This window comes from Christiangramia pacifica, from assembly GCF_057221535.1.
In genome coordinates, this window is the sequence record NZ_CM170146.1 from 839,846 (window position 1) to 859,237 (window position 19,392).

Annotated in this window: 13 protein-coding genes; 11 read left to right on the forward strand and 2 right to left on the reverse strand. The window is 38.7% G+C overall.

The genetic code is table 11. From position 1 onward, the window contains the following. Window positions 1–25: 25 nt before the first annotated feature. The 8 genes from AC2S94_RS03990 to AC2S94_RS04025 are packed head-to-tail and all read left to right on the forward strand — an operon-like array spanning window position 26 to window position 14,964. On the forward strand, window positions 26–2,416 hold the full coding sequence (locus tag AC2S94_RS03990; RefSeq protein WP_484630219.1) for an ABC transporter permease: 2,391 nt from the start codon (window positions 26–28) through the stop codon (window positions 2,414–2,416). Window positions 2,417–2,439: 23 nt separating this feature from the next. Continuing rightward, on the forward strand, window positions 2,440–4,857 hold the full coding sequence (locus AC2S94_RS03995) for an FtsX-like permease family protein (RefSeq protein ID WP_484630220.1): 2,418 nt from the start codon (window positions 2,440–2,442) through the stop codon (window positions 4,855–4,857). 18 nt (window positions 4,858–4,875) lie between these two features. Next, window positions 4,876–7,257: an ABC transporter permease gene (locus AC2S94_RS04000; protein ID WP_484630221.1), complete on the forward strand. Its 2,382-nt coding sequence runs from the start codon at window positions 4,876–4,878 to the stop codon at window positions 7,255–7,257. Window positions 7,258–7,282: 25 nt separating this feature from the next. Beyond that, window positions 7,283–9,694 (forward strand): ABC transporter permease, encoded by a 2,412-nt coding sequence (locus tag AC2S94_RS04005; RefSeq protein ID WP_484630222.1) that lies wholly within the window; start codon window positions 7,283–7,285, stop codon window positions 9,692–9,694. An 11-nt stretch (window positions 9,695–9,705) separates the two neighbouring features. Next, a complete protein-coding gene (locus AC2S94_RS04010) occupies window positions 9,706–10,470 on the forward strand; it encodes a head GIN domain-containing protein (RefSeq protein WP_484630223.1) in 765 nt (254 codons plus the stop codon). 20 nt (window positions 10,471–10,490) lie between these two features. Next, a complete protein-coding gene (locus AC2S94_RS04015; protein ID WP_484630224.1) occupies window positions 10,491–12,875 on the forward strand; it encodes an ABC transporter permease in 2,385 nt (794 codons plus the stop codon). 3 nt (window positions 12,876–12,878) lie between these two features. Then, the gene (locus AC2S94_RS04020; protein ID WP_484630225.1) at window positions 12,879–13,538 is read left to right on the forward strand and encodes an ABC transporter ATP-binding protein; all 660 of its coding nucleotides are present in this window, start codon (window positions 12,879–12,881) and stop codon (window positions 13,536–13,538) included. Window positions 13,539–13,554: 16 nt separating this feature from the next. Further along, window positions 13,555–14,964: a TolC family protein gene (locus AC2S94_RS04025; RefSeq protein ID WP_484630226.1), complete on the forward strand. Its 1,410-nt coding sequence runs from the start codon at window positions 13,555–13,557 to the stop codon at window positions 14,962–14,964. Between the two features lie 178 nt (window positions 14,965–15,142). On the opposite strand, the gene AC2S94_RS04030 is transcribed toward AC2S94_RS04025, so the two are convergent. Then, window positions 15,143–16,240 carry a nuclease/transposase family protein gene (locus tag AC2S94_RS04030; protein ID WP_484630227.1) on the reverse strand — a complete coding sequence of 366 codons (1,098 nt, stop codon included), beginning with the start codon at window positions 16,238–16,240 and terminating at the stop codon, window positions 15,143–15,145. Window position 16,241: 1 nt separating this feature from the next. Continuing rightward, entirely contained in the window at window positions 16,242–17,003 is a 762-nt protein-coding gene (locus AC2S94_RS04035) for an RNA polymerase sigma factor (RefSeq protein WP_484630228.1), read from the reverse strand. Between the two features lie 460 nt (window positions 17,004–17,463). Here AC2S94_RS04035 and AC2S94_RS04040 point away from each other — a divergent pair, with 460 nt between their 5' ends. From AC2S94_RS04040 to AC2S94_RS04050, 3 genes are all read left to right on the forward strand, one after another. Continuing rightward, window positions 17,464–17,727: a transcriptional regulator gene (locus AC2S94_RS04040; RefSeq protein ID WP_484630229.1), complete on the forward strand. Its 264-nt coding sequence runs from the start codon at window positions 17,464–17,466 to the stop codon at window positions 17,725–17,727. Window positions 17,728–17,860: 133 nt separating this feature from the next. Next, on the forward strand, window positions 17,861–18,268 hold the full coding sequence (locus AC2S94_RS04045) for a hypothetical protein (protein ID WP_484630230.1): 408 nt from the start codon (window positions 17,861–17,863) through the stop codon (window positions 18,266–18,268). Beyond that, window positions 18,261–19,340 (forward strand): AlbA family DNA-binding domain-containing protein, encoded by a 1,080-nt coding sequence (locus AC2S94_RS04050; RefSeq protein WP_484630231.1) that lies wholly within the window; start codon window positions 18,261–18,263, stop codon window positions 19,338–19,340. Before AC2S94_RS04045 ends, AC2S94_RS04050 begins: the two co-directional genes overlap by 8 nt. Window positions 19,341–19,392 lie beyond the last annotated feature (52 nt).

A 19,392-nucleotide genomic window follows, 5' to 3' on the forward strand; every position in this document is an offset into this window, starting at 1 on the left:
TTCATCAATCAAAAAATTAAAAATTATGTTTAAACTTTATCTCAAATCAGCTTTCAGGAATCTATGGAACAGGAAATTTTACAGTTTCCTGAATATGCTTGGCCTAGGGGTTGGACTCGCAACCAGCGTCATGCTCCTTATGTGGGTGCAGAATGAGTGGAGTTTTGACAAGTTTCATGATCAATCTGAAAATATCTATCGTGTAAATTCCCGTTTTAAAACCGAAGCTGAAGATAATGTCTGGTCAACGGCTCCGGGGCCGGTGAAGGTTTATGCACGGGATATTCCGGAAATCGAAGAGCTGGTACGAATCAATTTGGCCGATGGCATCACAATTGGTGATAAGGATAACAAAAAGAAGTTTTACAAAAAGACGGTCGCCATGGCCGACGAGAATTTCTTTGATGTTTTCAGCTTTCCATTTTTATACGGTTCGAAAGAAGGCGCGATGGACAATCCTTATTCGGTTATTCTCACCAAAGAAACTGCCGAGAAGATATTCAAAGATGATCTGGAAAACGCTGTTGGAAAACAACTCATCTCGAATGGCGAAACTTTCAACATTAAAGGAATTTTAAAGGAAATCCCTAAAAATTCTAGCCTTCAGTTCGATGCTGTGATCCCTATGTCTTACTATGCGGCCATGTTCAAAGCCAGCGGGGGAAATGGAAGATGGAAAACCATCGATACCGATGTGGGAAATTACTCTTTTGCTTCGTTCGTCAAACTTTCAGAAAATGCCAATCCGCAAACAGCTGCATCAAAAATATCTGCCTCTCTTGCCGATGCGATTGGAGATGAAGGAGATTTCAATATTACCTTTCAACTTCAACCGCTCGAAAAGATTCACCTCATCAGTGCAGACGGAAATGATAGTTCAGCAACTCAGGTAAAAATCATCATGCTGGTTGTGATTATGCTTCTTGCAATTGCCAGCATCAATTATATAAATATTTCAACAGCGCAGGCCATCAAAAGAGCAAAGGAAGTCAGCGTTAGAAAAATTATTGGTGCCAATAAGCAGCAATTATTTTTTCAATTCATATTAGAAACCAGCCTACTATTCCTGTTTTCGATTGTACTGGCCATTGGCTTAATTTATTTCCTAATGCCCGTCTATAATTTTATCGCAGGGAATCAGCTGATTTTCTCCATAACCGATGGCAAAGTATGGGAAGTGATCGCAATTAGTTTTTTTGCCACGCTAATAGCTTCCAGTATCTATCCCGCTATTTTATTGTCTTCTTTCAAGCCATTAGAAAGTCTGCGCGGTCGTGTAAAATCAGGTTTAAAAACCGGGACGCTTCGGAAAGGCCTCGTAGTTTTCCAGTTTTCCATGGCTATCGTTTTACTTATTGCGACTCTTTTTATGTCCCAGCAAATGGATTATATGAAAAATCGTGATCTGGGATATGCTAAGGAGAATGTAGTCATGGTTCCGCTGAATTCTGATGCGCGAAATCACCTGGATGCGATTCAGAATAATTTAAAAAATTATGAGGCGATTGAAAATGTTGCAGTTACCAGTTTTTCTGATTTCAGCAGTATTCAAGGTTCTACAGGAGATTTAGACTGGGAGGGTAAATCTCAAAACAGCTCTTTGATCATTACGCAGATTTATGTGGAAAAGGAATTTATTCCAACTATGAAAATCGATTTGTTGGAAGGCCACAATTTTCGTGGTACTCCGGCTGATACTTCTTCATTTATTCTGAATGAGACTGCGGTTGAGCAGATGGGACTTCAGAAACCATATTTAGGTAAAGAAATAACTTTTCATTCAAGAAAGGGAAAAATTATCGGCATCGCAAGAGACTTTAATTTTAAACACCTGAAGGAAAAGGTGTCCCCGCTCATTATGTTCTCCTTTTGGAGTATCAAAAATCAACTGGTTGTTCGCACCAAAGCCGGACAGGAAAAAAAGGCAATCGCAGCATTGACTTCAGTGTTCGCAAAATACCCCGGAGAAGAACCTTTTAGTTATTCATTTATCGATGAACAATTCGATGCCAGATATAAAGCTGATGAGCAATCGGAGACTTTATTCAAAGTTTTTGCCGGAATTGCCATTTTCATTTCCTGCCTCGGTCTATTCGGTCTTTCCACCTATACCGCGCAGACAAGAAAAAAGGAAATTGGAGTAAGAAAAGTATTGGGAGCAAATGTTACTACGATCGTTTCCCTTTTATCCAAAGACTTTTTGAAACTGGTTTTTATCGCCATCCTAATTGCATCGCCGATAGCATGGTGGTTTATGCAGAAATGGCTGGAGGGCTTTGCTTACCGGATCAATTTAGACTGGACCTTCTTCCTGCTTGCAGGATTCCTGGCTATTCTAATCGCCTTACTTACTGTTAGTTTCCAGGCAGTTAAAGCCGCTATTTCAAATCCCGTTAAAAGTTTACGAACCGAATAAAACATCATCAATCAAAAAAAATCATGATCAGAAATTATTTCAAAATAGCGTGGAGAAGTCTCTGGAAAGAAAAGACTTTTACTTTTCTGAATGTATTCGGACTTTCTGTAGCGTTTGGTGTGGCAATCCTGCTTTCCATGTATGCTTTATTCGAGTTGTCTTATGATAAATTCCATGATAAAGCCGATAGGATCTACCAGGTGTATCATTCTGAACAATCTAAAGATGGTCCCAGAGCGAGTGTTTCTAAGCCGGTTCCTTTTGCTCATGCATTAAAAGAAGAAGTTCCCGGCGTGGAAAAGATTACCCGTTTTAATGGCGGAGGCGTGATTGTCAGCCGGGGAGAAAAGCAATTAAGATTGCAATCGGCATTTGTAGATCCTTCATTTTTTTCCATTTTTAGTTTCCCGGTGATCGACGGGAATTCCATTCCAGTTTCAGATAAATCTGAAATTGCGTTAACCCGGGAGGCAGCGCAAAAGATCTTTGGAAAAGAAAATCCAATTGGCAAATCAGTTTCTGTTTTTATCGATGACCTAGAAATTCCCTTTACAGTTTCCTCTCTAATAAAAAATATCCCTGACGAGAGCAGTCTCAATTTTGAAATAGCGATCAATTTTACGCAGCAGTCGGAAAGAATGTACGGAAGGAATATCAATCGCTGGGATAATGCCAATCACGAGGTGTATCTACAATTGGCGGAAGGTGTTTCTCCTGAACAATTTGAAAAATCAACCACCGATTTTACCAATCGCCATTATGCCGACGATATTGCCAGTGCTAAGCGCGACGGGCTGGAACCTGATGTAAATGGTAATTATTTTCAGCAGCGACTACTTTCCATCAAAGATTATCATTTTGCACGGGAAGATGGCGGAGTTGCCGTGGCTAATCGAATTTATCCCTATCTCGTTTTGGGAATTGCTTTTTTGATTCTTTTTATCGCCAGCGTCAATTTCATCAATATGAACATCGCCAAAAGTTCGCAGCGCCTTCGGGAAATTGGAATGCGTAAAACCCTTGGTGCGGGTAGAGCTCAGTTATTTTTACAGTTTTGGGGTGAAAGTTTGCTGGTATTTTTAGGTGCTTTATTACTCGGTCTGGGGTTTTCAAAAATATTGCTAAAATCTTTCCAAACGCTTTTCAATACAAGCGCTTCTTTTGAAAATGTTGTCAGTTTCTGGAATCTTTTCGGATTTATTGCCGCTGTAGTAATTGTTACTTTCATAGCCGGCGGGTATCCGGCTTTGCTATTAAGCAAACTTGGCACGTTAAAAGCACTCAAAGGCAAACTGAATCTCGACGGTGGAAATGTCGTTCGCAACTCCCTTATTGTGATCCAGTTTAGCATTGCAATTTTATTGATTAGTGGGACGCTCGTTCTTTGGAACCAGTTAGAATTCATGCGGAATAAGGATTTAGGTTTCAAAAAAGAACAGGTCATAACTTTTCCGTTGAATGGCAAAAACGATGATTTCAGAAATATGCAATTGCTTCGGAATGAACTTCAGGATGAATCTGATATCAAAAGTTTAACTGCCGCCAACAGCAATCTGGGAATGGGCCGCGATCGCTCCACGACCACCAGTGTGATGGGTTTTGATCATCATAACAAAACAGTGCGTACCAATGTGATCACTGCCGATTATGATTACGTGCAAACTATTGGCCTTGAGCTGAAAAAAGGGCGTGGTCATGATCGCTCCTATGCTTCAGATAGTCTTTCCATTCTTATTAATGAAGCGATGGCAAAAGAAATGGGCGATGAAGATGTGATGCACGCTGCGATTTACCTAAATGATTCGGTTAAATATTCCGTAGTAGGAATTATTAAAGATTTCAATTTTCAGAATTTGAACAAAGAGATCGAGCCCCTTACTATTTTCCTGAATCCACATTGGAACATGCGCTATGTTTATGTGAAAGTTGCTCCCGATAACTTAAATGACTCCTACAATAAAGTTAAACTTGCCTGGAATAAAATAGAACCAAATTCGGAATTCCTGGGATCATTTATCGATGAAAATATTGATCGCACACTGGAAAAAGAACGGAGCATGACCACTATGATCACCAGTGGTTCGATCATTGCCATCATACTTAGTTGCGTAGGCTTGTTTGCGATCTCCTTGTTAGTGGTATCACAACGACGAAAGGAGATCGGTATTCGAAAAGTAGTTGGTGCCAGTGTAGGTAAGATCACCATTATGCTGACATCAGACTTTTTGAAGTTAGTGGGAATATCCTTTGTTATTGCCACCCCAATAGCCTGGTATTTCAGCAAGCAGTGGCTAGAAAATTATCCATACAGAATAGACCTGAATATCTGGATCTTTTTAATTGCCGGTATTATCGCGATTGGAATTGCCATTTTCACTATCAGTTTCAGGACGGTCCGGGCAGCAATCCAAAACCCGGTGAAAAGTTTACGAACTGAATAAAACCATCAACCAGTCATCATGATTAAGAATTATTTCAAAATAGCGTTCAGGAATCTTCGGAAAAATAAACTCTATAGTTTTATTAATATTGGTGGTCTTTCATTAGGTCTTACCGCTTGCATTTTAATCATGTTCTATGTTTCCCATGAACATAGTTACGATCAGTTTCATAAAGACGCAGATCAAATTTTCACATTGCGAGGGAAATCGCTTTTCGGCAGTGATACGGTATTCATTCAGAATTTTAGTGCGGCTACTGCAGAGATGACCAAAGAACGATCAGCTTTTGTTGATGAAAGTATCAGGATTTTTGAGGAATATAAGCCGCTGGTCATCAGAAGAACCGGGAACGATCCTAAAAGTTTTTCCGAAGAAGGTTTCTTTTATACCGATCAAAATTATTTCGATTTTTTCTCATTTCCACTTTTGAAAGGAAATGCTGAAACTGCTTTGAAAGATCCTTTCAGTTTGATCATTTCCGAAGAGATCGCCACGAAGTATTTTGGAGATGAAAATCCTATCGGGCAAATATTGCAGGTTGAAAAAGACACGTTGTATACGTATACCGTTAAAGGAGTCATAGCCAAAAGTCCGTCGAATTCCAGTATTCAGAATAAATTTATTGCTTCTATTTCCAGCCTGCAAAAATCTAAGGGAAATGAAAGACTTTTTAGTCCGTCAATCGTTCGTGGCGGTGCCTTCAAAACATTTTTTAGGATCAACGACATTTCGAAGGACGACAGGGTTGCGCAGGCCATCACTCAGCTTAGTCAGGAAGGAAACGAGGAATCGAAAGACGAGTATTTCTTATATCCTTTTACTGAAACGCATTTAAATTATACAAATAATAGCGGAATTGGATACCTGGACGTTTTTCCTCTCATAGCCGGGCTGATCTTATTATTGGCACTCATCAATTATATGAGCCTTACCACCGCAAGGGCGGCGTCAAGATCTAAAGAAATTGGGATCAGGAAAGTTAATGGTGCCAGTAAAAAGGAAATCGCTTTTCAATTTTATATCGAATCGGCCTTATTTATAAGTCTATCATTTGTAGTGGCGGGATTGCTAAGTTTCCTGCTGAAAGATTTTTTCTTCAGTTTACTTGATATAAGCATTGACAGCAGCTTTTTTCTAAACGGAAGTTTTATTGCAATTCTCATTTCCGTCTATTTCCTGAGTATTCTGGCAGCCGGACTGTATCCCGCGATCATCATGTCATCTTTCAGGCCTGTAGATAATTTCAGGAAAATTCAGAATGAATTGGGCGGAAATGTGGTACGTAAAGTATGCACCACTTTGCAGTTTGTCATTGCGGTCATCCTAATAATTGGAGGGATAACGATCAAAGAACAGATGAATCATTTGCAAAGTGTCAATACCGGTTTGAATCGATCTGAAATTCTCATGATCCCCCTAGAAAAAAGTATGGGTACGAAAATCCCGGCATTCCAAAATGAGTTGGAGAAAATTCCTGAGATCAAGGGCACTTCAATTTCCGGATATCCTATATATGGAGGATACGACATGTTCTATGCTTCTTCGGAAAACACCGAACCAATGGCGCTACCTTTTATGAATGTAGATAAAAACTTTTTTGATGTGCTGCAGGTAGAATGGAAAATGAAGCCAAACGATTTAATCATGGCTGAACAACCTAAAAAGCTTGTCATAAATGAACGGGCTATTGAAAAGTTTAAACTGGATCAGGATCCACGTGGGCAGAATATCGAAATGGCAGGAGCTCCTTTTGAAGTAGTAGGCGTGGTGAAGAATTTTCATTATTCGTCTTTAGATATGCCTATTGATGCGCTTGCGATGATGGTTTTAAAAAACGATATGAGCTCGAACGATTTTGATTCTGGAAATCTATATGTAAAATATGAAAAAACTGCGGTTCTCCCAGACCTGATTAAAAATATAGAAACCACTTATAAAAAGTTTGATTCAGAAAAGGAGTTCAGTTACCGTTTTATGGACGATGCTTTTAATTCTATGTTTAAATCTGAACAAAGACTGGCTCACATTTTCAATATTTTTGTGGTTTTAACGATCATTATTGCTGGTTTGGGGTTGTTGGGGCTGGCCACTTTTTCTGCTCAAAAAAGAATTAAAGAGATCGGGATTAGAAAGGTTCTGGGTGCCAGTGTGATCCAAATCACATCCAGTTTATCACTGAGTTTTTTAAAGATCGTCTTCGTTGCAATTATTATAGCCGTTCCAATCGCGTGGTTACTGGCAAAAAACTGGCTGAATAATTTTGTTTACCGAATAGACCTGAATATCTGGATCTTTCTCCTTGCCAGTCTGACTACGATGTTCATCGCAATTCTAACTGTCAGTTTCCAGGCCATTAAGGCAGCCAGATCAAATCCTGTTAAAAGCCTTAGAACCGAATAAAAATCATCATTAAAAATCAATCATTGTGATCAGGAATTACTTAAAAACCGGTTGGAGAAATATCATCAAGAATAAAGGCACATTTTCGGTCAATATTATCGGGCTGGCGCTGGGAATCGCGTCTGTGATCATGATCATGCTGTATGTTTCCAGCGAGTTGAGCTACGATCGCTTTAACGAAAAGGCAGACCGGATCGCCCGGGTTGTTTTCAGAGCTAATATTAATGGTGAGAAGATGAATGAAGCGGTGGTCATGGCCCCTGTGGCGCAAACCTTAAAAAATGATCTTCCGGAGGTTACCGATGCGACAAGACTGGCAAAATCTTATAATAACCGGCTTGAATACAACGGGACTTATTACGGCCAGAGCAGCATGGGCTACGTAGATCCGAATTTTTTCAATGTTTTCACGTTACCGATCATCAACGGTAATCAAAAGACTCCGCTAGATAAGCCTAATTCCGCGGTAATATCAGAAACACTGGCTAAAAACATTTTTGGAAGCGCAGATCCGGTTGGAAAAACTATCAAGGTAACCAATCGTAATAAAGATTATACCGTGTCCGCGGTGATGAATGATATTCCTGAAAATTCTCATTTTCACTTCGATATTCTTGCGTCTACTCTTGGTTATACCAATGCTAAAAAAACTACCTGGATGCAATCGGACTTTTTCACCTATCTGGTTCTGAAAAAAGATGCTGATATAGCCGAAGTAGAAGCAAAACTACCGGCGATCACCAAGAAGTATATGGGACCGCAGATGATTGACGCCATCGGGATGTCTTATGAAGAATTCCAGAAGGATAATGAACTGGGACTTTTCCTTCAACCGCTGACCGATATTCACCTGTATTCCGATTTCTCTGATGCAACTACTCTGGAACAGGGCGGAGATATTAAATACGTTTATATTTTCAGTATTATCGCCATTTTTATGCTGGTGATCGCCTGTATCAATTTTATGAATCTGGCTACAGCATCGGCGTCAAAGCGATCTAAGGAAGTAGGAATTCGAAAAGTTCTTGGCTCGAATAAAAAACAGCTTATTTACCAGTTTTTAGCAGAAGCTTTTATTTCAACTGTTCTGGCAACAGCTCTGGCCATAATGATTTTTGCAATTTCATTGCCGGGATTCAATCAGCTAGCTGGAAAAAATATTGAATTTTATTCTCTTGTCAAACCTATTTATATTCTTTGGTTATTTGGATTGATCTCATTGATCACTATTCTGGCAGGGGGGTATCCTGCTTTTTACCTCTCATCTTTCAATCCTTTAAATGCGCTGAAGTCCAAATTTTCCGGTAACGGAAAGAATTCCGGGATTCGTGGAGGACTGGTAGTCTTTCAGTTCGTTATATCCGCAGGGCTCATCCTTGCGACCCTTGTGGTGAAAGAACAGATGAATTATATTCAGGATAAAGACATTGGTTATGAAAAAGATCAGCTACTGGTTGTTCGCAACACCTATTTACTAGGGAATAATGAGGATAATTTCATTCAGGAGATCAAAAACGATCCAAGAGTTGAAAATGTAACGCATTCTGCCTTTGTACCAGCAGGGGAAAGCGATAATGAAATGGGCGGGATTTTCCTGAACGGTGAATTTCTTCGTCGCATGTTCTTCTATAATGTAGATGAGAATTATATCCCGACGATGGGTATGGAATTACTTGCTGGACGTAATTTTTCTAAATCTTATGGAACCGAAAAAGATAATGTGATCATTAATGAAAGAGCTGCGGAAGTCCTCGGCTTTGGAAAAGATGCTATAGGAAAGACTTTCCAGCGGGATACCGACGAAGGTCCGAGAGACATCCATGTCATCGGGATTATTAAAGATTTTAACTGGAAATCACTACACCAGGAAATCGATCCGTTAATATTGAAAATGAATCCGTATGGCGGCATGATCGTTCGCTCAAAAACCGCAGATATGTCCGGTATCATTGAGAATTTGAATTCCGATTGGAACAGCTATAATCCGAAAGAAGCCTTGAATTACAGCATTCTGGATGACTCCTATAATCATACGTATTTAAAGGAGCGGAAAATGGGAACAATCCTAACGCTTTTCGCCATTCTTACGATAATGGTTGCTTGTCTCGGCTTATTCGGATTGGTAACCTTTACAGCAGAACAACGCTTTAAGGAGATCGGGATCCGAAAAGTGTTAGGTTCTTCCGCAGCGCAGATTGTTGCTTTGCTTTCCAAAGATTTTATAAAACTGGTAGGAATCTCATTTTTGATCGCTTTCCCCATAAGTTATTACCTCATGAAAAGATGGCTTCAGGATTTCGCCTTCAGGATCGAGATCAAATGGTATTTATTTCTGCTTGCTGCGATCATTACTTTAGGAATCGCTTTTCTAACCATAGGGATCAAAAGTTTCCGCGCGGCTAGCATGAACCCCATAAAGAGTTTAAAAACAGAATAAAAATTAGAATTATGAAAAAGTCATTATTAACTCAGAACAAAATGCTGATCCCTTTAATAATAGCCATTATAAGCTTTGGTTTATCTAATGCACAATCTGAAACTGTTGAAGTTTCAGGTTTTACCGAAATTACTATCAGTCCTTATATCGAAGTAGATTTCCAACAATCCGAAAACGAATCGGTGGTTATCGAAAATTTTAAAGTAGACAGGGAAAAGATCAATATCGAAGTAAACGGTAAAGAACTTCATATTTACCTGGATGACGCCAAGATCGTTTCCAAAGAAGAGGAGGTTAAAGTAAATGGGCGTGAAATGGATCGTCCTATTTATAACGGCACCGAGGTTCGTCTCACGATAAACTACAAAAACCTGGAAGCCGTGCAAATTCGAAGTGAAGAAGTGATGAATTTTGAAGATGCCATTGGCGTGGAAGATTTTGACCTCGACATTTATGGCTCGCCAAAAGTATATTTTGAAAGTATCACTGCAGAAGATTTAAAAATTGATATGTACGGGGAAAGCTACCTGGAGATCAAGGCTGGAAAAGTAAATTTTCAACGCTTACGCTGCTACGGAAAAAGTGAAGTTAATGCTGTTAAACTGCTTTCTTCGGAAACTAAAATCGCGGCTTATGGCAACAATCATATAGTAGTAAATGTTTCAGATAAATTGAAGGTTTCAGCTTTTGGCGAAGCCAGAATTCAGTATAAAGGTGATGCTAAAGTTAATAACGGGCTCAAAATTGGCGAAACGGTAGTTCAAAAAATTAAATAAAACCTGAAATTCAATCATTCATGTTTAAAAATTTCATCAAAATATCCTGGCGAAGAATAAAAGCCGATAAAACTTTTTCGTTCATCAATATTTTAGGGCTGTCTATTGGTCTTACCATCACCATGCTGCTATTTCTTTTTGTAATGAAGGAGCGCAGTTTTGATCATATGTATACCAATAAAGAGCGAATTTACCGGGTACTTTTTAATACCAAAGATCAGCATAACAATGAGATATGGGCCACGGTCCCGGCAGCTTTAAAACCTGCTGCGGAAGAAGGAATTCCGGAACTTGAAAAATCAGCGAGATTATGGGATCATGATTTCGGGAAAACTGCATCTATCCAGGCCAATAAGGAGAATTATACCGAACCGAAACTGTATTATGCTGATCCCGAATTTTTCGATATTTTCCAACTGGATTTTGTCTACGGAACTGCGAAAGATCAGTTGGAAAGGCCAAATACCGTTGTGTTATCTGAATCTACCGCACGTAAATTTTTTAGTAATTCGAATCCCATAGGTAAAATAATCAATATCGATAATAATCTGAAAATGGAAGTTACCGGAGTTTATAAAGATTTTCCGGCGAATTCCAGCCTGGATGGTAACATTATCGGCTCTTTTAAATCGATTGGTTTTTACAAAAGACCGAGTTGGAGCAATGCCAGTTTTGAAACATACTTTTTACTGAATAAAGAAGCGAAGGCTGCTTCCGTAGCTCAAAAAATGCAACAACTGGTTAATGAGAATGTAGAAAAAGAAGACCAGTGGTATACGTTGGATTTGCAACCACTGGAAAAAATGCACCTGTATTCGGGAAATATTAAAAGTGCATATACTTCAAAATTGGGAAGTATCGAAGAGGTTCGAAATTTCAGTTTGTTGGCGGTTCTGATTTTACTCATTGCCTGTATCAATTATATGAATCTGGCTACGGCGAGATCTCAGAAAAGCACCAAAGACGTTGGAATCAACAAGACTTTAGGCGCTTCATCAAAAATACTGATCGCGAGATTTTTTACAGAAACCGCTTTTGTAACATTCATTGCGATTATTTTGGCACTCATTTTTACATTTCTAAGCCTGCCTGTTTTTGAAAAAATTGTGGGAAGCAGTCTTTCTATGAGCTTTTTGCTATCCTTCGAATTTCTGGGAGCGATCCTTTCCATCTGGCTAATTACTACGCTGGTTGCTGGCTCCTTTCCAGCCCTGCATCTTTCCAGGTTCTCTCCTATGAAAGTGATACGAACGGGAAGGAATAAAGGAAGTTTTACGGCTGTTTTACGAAAAGGACTGGTGGTTGTACAATTTTCGGCCTCGGTGATCCTGATTATCGCCGCGGTGGTGATCTACAATCAGCTGGAATTTATGCGGAATAAAAACCTGGGATACGATCCGGATAATACCATGGCCATTTCCATTGGCGCGGTACAGTCGAATTCTGAAAGAGAAACCTTGATCAACCAGTTTGAAAGTCTTCCTGAAGTTTCTTCTGCGACCATGGCCCAGGGATATCCGGGGATTTCAGTTAGCGGGCGATCCCTGTACAAAAACATGAATTCTGAAGAATCGATTTCCCTGAAAACAAACAGAGCGAAGGGCGGTGTGGTTGAAACGCTTCAGCTTAAATTATTGGCGGGAAAAGATCTTCCGAAGCATAAACATGAATCAGATTCTATCGTAGACGTGCTGCTCAATAAAAATGCGGTAGATTTTCTTGGCCTTACTCCACAGGAAGCGATTGGTAAAAATGTCATCGCTAATCTGGGACCGAACGCCTACGTTATTGGGGTAGTAGACGACTTTAACTTTTCTTCCCTAAAATCTCCTATTGGCGCATATGCCTTTAATAATGGTTTTGAGCCGCTGCGTTATATGCTCGTGCGCTTTCAAAGCAATCAACTGCCGGAAACCCTGGATAAATTCAAGGAGACTTTCGGAAAAATAGCACCTACAGTAGCTTTCGATTATACTTTTTTAGATACCAATGTAGAGCAAATGTATGCGAGCGAAAAAAGAACGGCCAGGGCAGCGCTTACTTTCGCCGGACTCGCAATTTTTGTCGCCTGCCTTGGCTTATTTGGTCTCGCCGCGTTTATGGCGGAGCAGCGTACGAAAGAAATTGGAGTCAGGAAAGTTCTTGGGGCAAGTGTGAGCAGTATCACCCGATTGCTATCCAGAGACTTTATCACATTGGTCTTAATTGCCCTGGTGATCGCCTTTCCATTGGCCTACTGGATGGCTCGTAAATGGCTGCAGGAATTTGCCTATCGTATCGATATAGGCTGGCAGGTCTTCGCCATTGCCGGTACTGTGGCCATTTTAATAGCGGTGATCACCGTAAGCTTTCAGGCCCTCAAAGCCGCAATTTCAAATCCTATAAACTCTTTAAGAAACGAATAAACTATGCTGAAATTAGAACATATCTATAAATGGGTGTCCTCGGGTGGGAGAAGAATTTTTCTTTTAAATGATCTTAATCTGAATGTGGAAGAAGGCGAATTCCTATCTATTATGGGACCGTCAGGTTCCGGGAAATCCACACTTCTCAATGTCATCGCGATGCTGGATGATTTTCAGGAAGGGGAATATTATTTTGATGAAGAAGCCATTCATTCCCTGAAACCGAAAAAGAGAACCGAGATTTTCAACCAGAATATCGGTTTTATTTTCCAGGCGTACCACCTTCTGGATGATCTTACAGTTTATGAAAATATCGAAACGCCGCTCTTGTATAAAAAAGTTAAGAGTTCCGAACGAAAAGCGCTGGTGGCCGATATTTTGGACCGATTCAATATTGTTGGGAAAAAAGATCTCTTTCCGCACCAATTAAGCGGCGGCCAACAACAGCTGGTGGGCATTGCACGTGCACTTATCATTAAACCAAAACTCATTCTGGCTGATGAACCTACCGGGAATCTTAACTCGAAGCAAAGCGACGAGATCATGCAGTTATTCAAAGATTTAAATGAAGAAGGAGTAACCATCATCCAGGCTACGCATTCTGAAAGTAACGCCGCATACGGTTCGCGTACAATTCATCTATTAGACGGAAGCGTCAAGTAATCATAAATTCATCATTTTGACAAAATTCATCATTCTATTTTTATTCATCACTGTTTCTCTAAACGCCCAGAATTCTTCGGAAGCTGAACTTTCCCTGGAAGAGTGTATTCAGATAGCTATCGATCAGAATATTGATTATCAACGTTCCGAGTTGCGTTCTGAAACCGAAGAACTCAATTTTAGAGACACAAAATCCCAGGTTTTACCGTCAATTAATGGAAATTACAGTTACGCGGTAAACAAGGGTAGAAGTATTGATCCTTATACAAACGATGTGATCGACCAGCAATTCAGTTACAGCAATGCCGGGTTGCGATTGAACGCACAATTATTTAACGGATTTGCACTTCGTAACAGCATCCAGCGGGATCGATTTAATATGGAAGCTGCGGAAGCCGAAAAAGAGGCCGCAAAGCAACAATTGATCCTGGATGTTACGTTGGCTTATTTCCAGGTGCTGAATAGTAAAGACCTTTTAGAACTTGCCAGGATCAGGCTGGAAGCTACTGAAGAGCAGAAAAATCGGATTGCCACATTAGCCGAAGAAGGCTCAGGAAATCCTGCCGATTTTACCGATATCAAAGGTCAATTTTCGAATGATGAGTCGGCAGTGGTCGCAGCAGAAAATCAATTAAAGCAGGCAAAACTCAACCTGGCGCAGTTGTTAAATACGAAATCAGAAATTGTTGTGGAAGATTTGCCAGTATTGCCGCAAATGCAAGTTTATCCTCTTTCTGCGGAAGAAGTGTATGCAGAATCGCTAGAGAATTTAGAAGTTTTTGAAGGACAGCGTTTACGATTACAGGCGGCGGAAGAAGACGTAGCCGTGGCCAGATCGCTATATTCCCCGGAAGTTTCAATATTCGCCCAGATGAATACCAATTATTCCAGTCTGGCAAGTTTGTTAAATGAGACCGGCTCGCAGGTAGTTGAAACCGGACAGTTTATCAATATTAACGGAGTGAGTTATGCAGTGCAAACCAATCAGAGTCAATTTTCACAACAGGATATACCTTACTTCGATCAGTTCGAAAATAATCTTAGTTCGGTAGCTGGGATCAGTGTGAATATCCCTGTATTTAATGGTTTCCGGGCTAAACGGCAGGTTTCTCTAAAAAAGCTTCAGCAAGAAGATGCGCGTTTAGCATTGGAAAATACCAAAAATGATTATTTACGAGCCATCAAACAAGCGCATAATGATATGCAGGCAGCTTACAAAGACTACTTTTTGCTAGAGGATCAGGTAGCTGCTTACGAAGAATCTTATCGAGTCAATGAAATTCGATTTCAAAATGGTGTTTCCAATCTTGTGGAGTACATCATTAGTAAAAACAATCTGGATCGAGCTAGGGTAAATTTAGCAAATGTTAAATATGAATTTCTGATCCGAAAAAAGATCCTGGATTATTACCGTGGATATAATTAGTAATCCATCAAACCGGTTACCCCATAATATAAATTATTGCTTACTTTATTTTGTTTATATAATACTCTAACGAATTTTATAAATAAATAAGTGAGCCCACGCGCTGTATATGTTTTCGCATTTAGTGAGTGTCTCTGACCTCACCTTACGGGTGTACAGGCACCCTCGCAACTAAAACTTAGTCTATGATAAGTTCAATACCCGCCTTTTCGGCCTTGTATTTTATCTTAGTGATTAAATTATAATAACTCCAATTTCTAAGCACGAATTCTTCCCCTTTAGCAATCCCGATCTTATCCTCCTGGTTTAATAAAATAAGAGTGCCGGCCTGGTGTTTAATACAGAAATCAATTAGCTTTCTTGTGTAAACATGAACGCGATTATCTACGTAGTTTTTTTCAGCCAGATGGAACTTATCTACCGCCTTTGTTTTTCGTTTCACTCCATGGCCGGATCGGCAATAAGTAGCACCTTTCTGTGCTCGTTTCCGGGCAGCCTGTATGGCCAGCCTTCTATATAGAAATTCTTCCCGGGTGCCAATAGTGAGCCTCGCTTTGCCAGCTTTAACCACTATTGGGTACTCTAATGATAAAGAAGCCTCTGCGATTACTTCCGGTTTGAGTTTATGGTTCTCTTTTTCTATTTCAAATACAGGGAGCCAGAATATTTTCCCATCTTTCAGTTTAATATGGGAAGCACAGAGTTTGATTTCTCCCTTTATAACCCTTTCCAGTAAAACTCGCTTGTCTGTAAAGTCTTTTCCTAAATAGGTTTTTAGCGGAATCTTAAATAACCGAAAGCAAAAGGCTTTTTTCTCTTCATCATAAATCAGTTTACTCATGCCTACCGAATCGAAGGGAAAAGCCATGTCTCTCCTGAAATTCTTTAAGGAGCGTTCCCCGCTCCAGTACTCCGACCTGTTCTTATTAAAAGAACTGTATAAAGACCTTTTCAGATTCGATAATATGTTGGTTGGCATTTCTCCTTTAAAACGATTGGAGATTACCCGGTAGGTGGTATTGATCCGGGAGCCGTTTAAAATGCCGAGATCGTCTTTTTTCTCATCTACTAATTTATACTTAACCCCCTCAGATAAATAAAGGAAATCCTTGAGCATTTCCTGGACATACAGATGAGTAACTATAAAATTAGCTGCTCTGTAGGCCCTATTTTGCCAACGGTATAAAGTGTCCAGTGCCTCTTTTCGTTCTTCATTAGAAGGCAGGTCTACCAATAACTGGATTTTACGAGTGAGTTTCATGGTGCGCTTTTTCATCTCAGGCAGATTCTAATTGTTTTTCGCTCTCCATATATTTGTAAGCAACCGTGAATGCTTTATGAACTTCCTTTTGTGAAATCCCAAGTTCGTCGGCAATCTCAGAAAAGGAGTACTTTTTTACACATCGAAGTTCCAGAACCTTCTCTCCTAGCTCTGTAAGTTCATCCTCTACCTTTATTTCCAGAACTGCAGGCTTCTCAGGATTTACCATATTCCTGATCTCCTGGACCGCCTTTTTGATCTCATTGCTAGCTTCCGTAATACTGGTTCCCATTAATTCAGCAATATCTTTATAGCGGAAACCATATTTTAGACACAGGTTTATTAATTGTCTTTTTTCTGAATCCAGTAAAGGCAATACACTTTTTACTTTCTCAAAATCTGCCTGTGCTGACTCCTGTTCCTTTTGATTTTCTGAATCCTTTACCGGGTCATAACCGGCCATATACTCCTGGTAGTTTTCATAATTTTCCAAATGACCTAGCTGCCTGTAAAACTTATTTCTGGGCCTGGTATAGTAGGAAATACACTCCCTTTTCATCACGAAACGAAGAAAATAAAAGATATGCTCCGGGGACTGGATGGTATCCCTATGCAGCCATAATTTTAGAAACGAATCCTGCACCAGCGATTCTATAACGAATTCATCATCTATGAGCCGCTTGCCAACCCAAAAGATGCGCCTGTTAAACTCTGCATGAATATTCACCAGAGCATCTGAATGCCCCTGTTTTAATAATTCAAAATTATCAACCCGCATAAGAATGTTTTTTAAATGATTACTAAACCAATAATTCTAAATCAACAGCATCTTGTAGGGATTGAAGCTGTGCCATTAAACCAGTTCATGAAAAAACTAGCCTAAATTAGGTTTGCGAGTTCGAATAAAAATTAAGAGAAGTAAGCTTTGAAAAAGCGTTGAGAAGAATGCATTTTTAAACAAGTAAAAAGGCGTGAGAACTCAACTTATCGTACTAGAGGTACTGGTATACCCACACACAAATAAGCGGTTACTCACGCCCGGGTCGTGAGCATCCATGCTTATCATCTCGTGTGTTTAAAATTACCAGTTTTCTAGTACAAGAATCAAAGCGAATGCTTCTAATATTTTACTTTAAGAAGTTCGCAAATATATTAATATGAAGTAAATATAGTAATAAAATTTTTAACTCGTCCGATCGGACGAGATTAATTTAATCCTAACCTATTCCTTTGTTAATATGGCAAAGGATATTAATAGAGCTATTTGTAATTATATCACTGAAGAATGGATTGATCCCTTTCTGAAGCAAGGAGGATCTCAAGTAGAATTTGCCGACCGTCATAATATTTTAGAGAGCACCGTCAGAAAAATAAAAAGCAACTCCACGTACCGTATTCCTGTTGAAACACTTTTTAAAATATGTAAAGAACGTAGAATCTGTATTTCTGATTTTTTTAAAGAACTTGAAAGAAAAATTCCTGATATAAAATTAAAAAAATAGGTTCTATATCTGTGGTATATTTATTTTCCTCTTAGTCGAAAAATTTCCAATTCCGTTTATCCATAAAAAATTTAGGTTAAAGCGTTATATTGCCACAGATATAACGAGTTATGCGCAATCGCAAAACAAAAAGATGAAGGTAAATTTTCAAGACAAATTAACTGAAGATGAAGTTGTTGAACTATTATCAGAACAGCTTCAAAAGGAAGGCTGGACTATAACGAAACAGTGTTTCGGTCAAACTCGTGGAAATGATATCGAAGCAATAAAAGATAAAGAAAAATTAATTATTGAAGCAAAAGGAGCTAAATCGAATGATTATTCTCCTACCAAAAAAAGAGATTATTTTAAAAGTGGTCAAATAAAATCACATTTTGGGAGAGCAATTGTAAAAATAATGTTAGAAATTGAGAAAAATCCAGAATTCATTTATGGAATTGCTCACCCAGATGATCCATTAATAAAGAAAACCATAGGGAAAATAATTCCACAACTCGAAGGATTAAATATTAAACATTATTGGGTTAAAAAAGATGATTAAATATAGAGTAAAAGGAAATTTTCTATCAGACAGTAATAAAGTGCAAAATATATGCTCTGATTTCTTTGTAAAACATAATAATCCTTTTGAAGCAAGAAATAAAGCTGTTCAATATTTCAGAAATTTCGTTGAAGTATTATTAATTGATTTTAAAGCAGATTTTGATAAAATTTTTCAACAAAAAAACTCAATTGAGATAGATGGAAAATCGCTTGAATACGTCTCAAAATATGGATTAAGTCTTGAATATACATTGGATGAAGTCCAATTTTATTTGATTGATTTTTGCGGCGCAATAAATGCTGACACATACGACAGTATAGCTATAGGGTTAGAAAGTGAATTGGAATATTACAAAAAGTATTCATTTGAATATAAAAATTCACAAAAGATTACCTATTGCAATCAAGGGGAATGGACCGAAGGCTTTACTGAAGATGAACCCAGTACATTTGAGATTTTAGAAACCACTACCAAGTTTGATGATAAGTCAAAACCATATTGGTGGCTTAGTCTAGATGAAAAGAAGAATTTATTAAAAAGAATAATCCATGATGCCCAAATTGAAAAATCTTTAAGTGTTGGGGAAAATAGTTTTACAGAATATAAACCTACATTACTATATAATTTCAAAACACAAAAAGCTTCCATTGGAGTGAAAAATGTAATTGCTAAGGTTATCTGTAGTTTTTTAAATTCAAATGGGGGCAAACTATATATTGGTATAAATGATAATGGAAAAATTCAGGGATTAGATTATGATTTTTCTCTTAAAAATAAGGAAGATGAATTTGACTTTTTTAGAATTGAATTTGATAATTTGTTATTTCAATTTTTTGATAAAAGCGTTTATCATTTTATAAAGGCAGATTTCAATTTCGATTATGAAAAACCATTCTTCGTGGTATCTGTCAAGCCAAGCGATAATCCGGTTTTCTTAGTCAATCATAAAGATGGTCAAAAGGAATTTTACATAAGAACAACTACTTCATCAATCAAAATTAATGACCTCCAAGAAGTTGTGAAATATTGTATTTCACATTGGAATAATCGTAATAGCGACAGCGCATAACATCGCATATTCGCAATTGCGGCCATTCAGCTAAAAGAAAGTTTATAGAAAT

Coding starts and splice junctions, on each gene's coding strand:
- AC2S94_RS04040 (WP_484630229.1), top strand. CDS start 17,464: ATGGCAAAGGATATTAATAGAGCTATTTGTAATTATATCACTGAAGAA.
- AC2S94_RS04000 (WP_484630221.1), top strand. CDS start 4,876: ATGATTAAGAATTATTTCAAAATAGCGTTCAGGAATCTTCGGAAAAAT.
- AC2S94_RS04030 (WP_484630227.1), bottom strand. CDS start 16,240: ATGAAAAAGCGCACCATGAAACTCACTCGTAAAATCCAGTTATTGGTA.
- AC2S94_RS04010 (WP_484630223.1), top strand. CDS start 9,706: ATGAAAAAGTCATTATTAACTCAGAACAAAATGCTGATCCCTTTAATA.
- AC2S94_RS04015 (WP_484630224.1), top strand. CDS start 10,491: ATGTTTAAAAATTTCATCAAAATATCCTGGCGAAGAATAAAAGCCGAT.
- AC2S94_RS04035 (WP_484630228.1), bottom strand. CDS start 17,003: ATGCGGGTTGATAATTTTGAATTATTAAAACAGGGGCATTCAGATGCT.
- AC2S94_RS04050 (WP_484630231.1), top strand. CDS start 18,261: ATGATTAAATATAGAGTAAAAGGAAATTTTCTATCAGACAGTAATAAA.
- AC2S94_RS04020 (WP_484630225.1), top strand. CDS start 12,879: ATGCTGAAATTAGAACATATCTATAAATGGGTGTCCTCGGGTGGGAGA.
- AC2S94_RS03995 (WP_484630220.1), top strand. CDS start 2,440: ATGATCAGAAATTATTTCAAAATAGCGTGGAGAAGTCTCTGGAAAGAA.
- AC2S94_RS03990 (WP_484630219.1), top strand. CDS start 26: ATGTTTAAACTTTATCTCAAATCAGCTTTCAGGAATCTATGGAACAGG.
- AC2S94_RS04045 (WP_484630230.1), top strand. CDS start 17,861: ATGAAGGTAAATTTTCAAGACAAATTAACTGAAGATGAAGTTGTTGAA.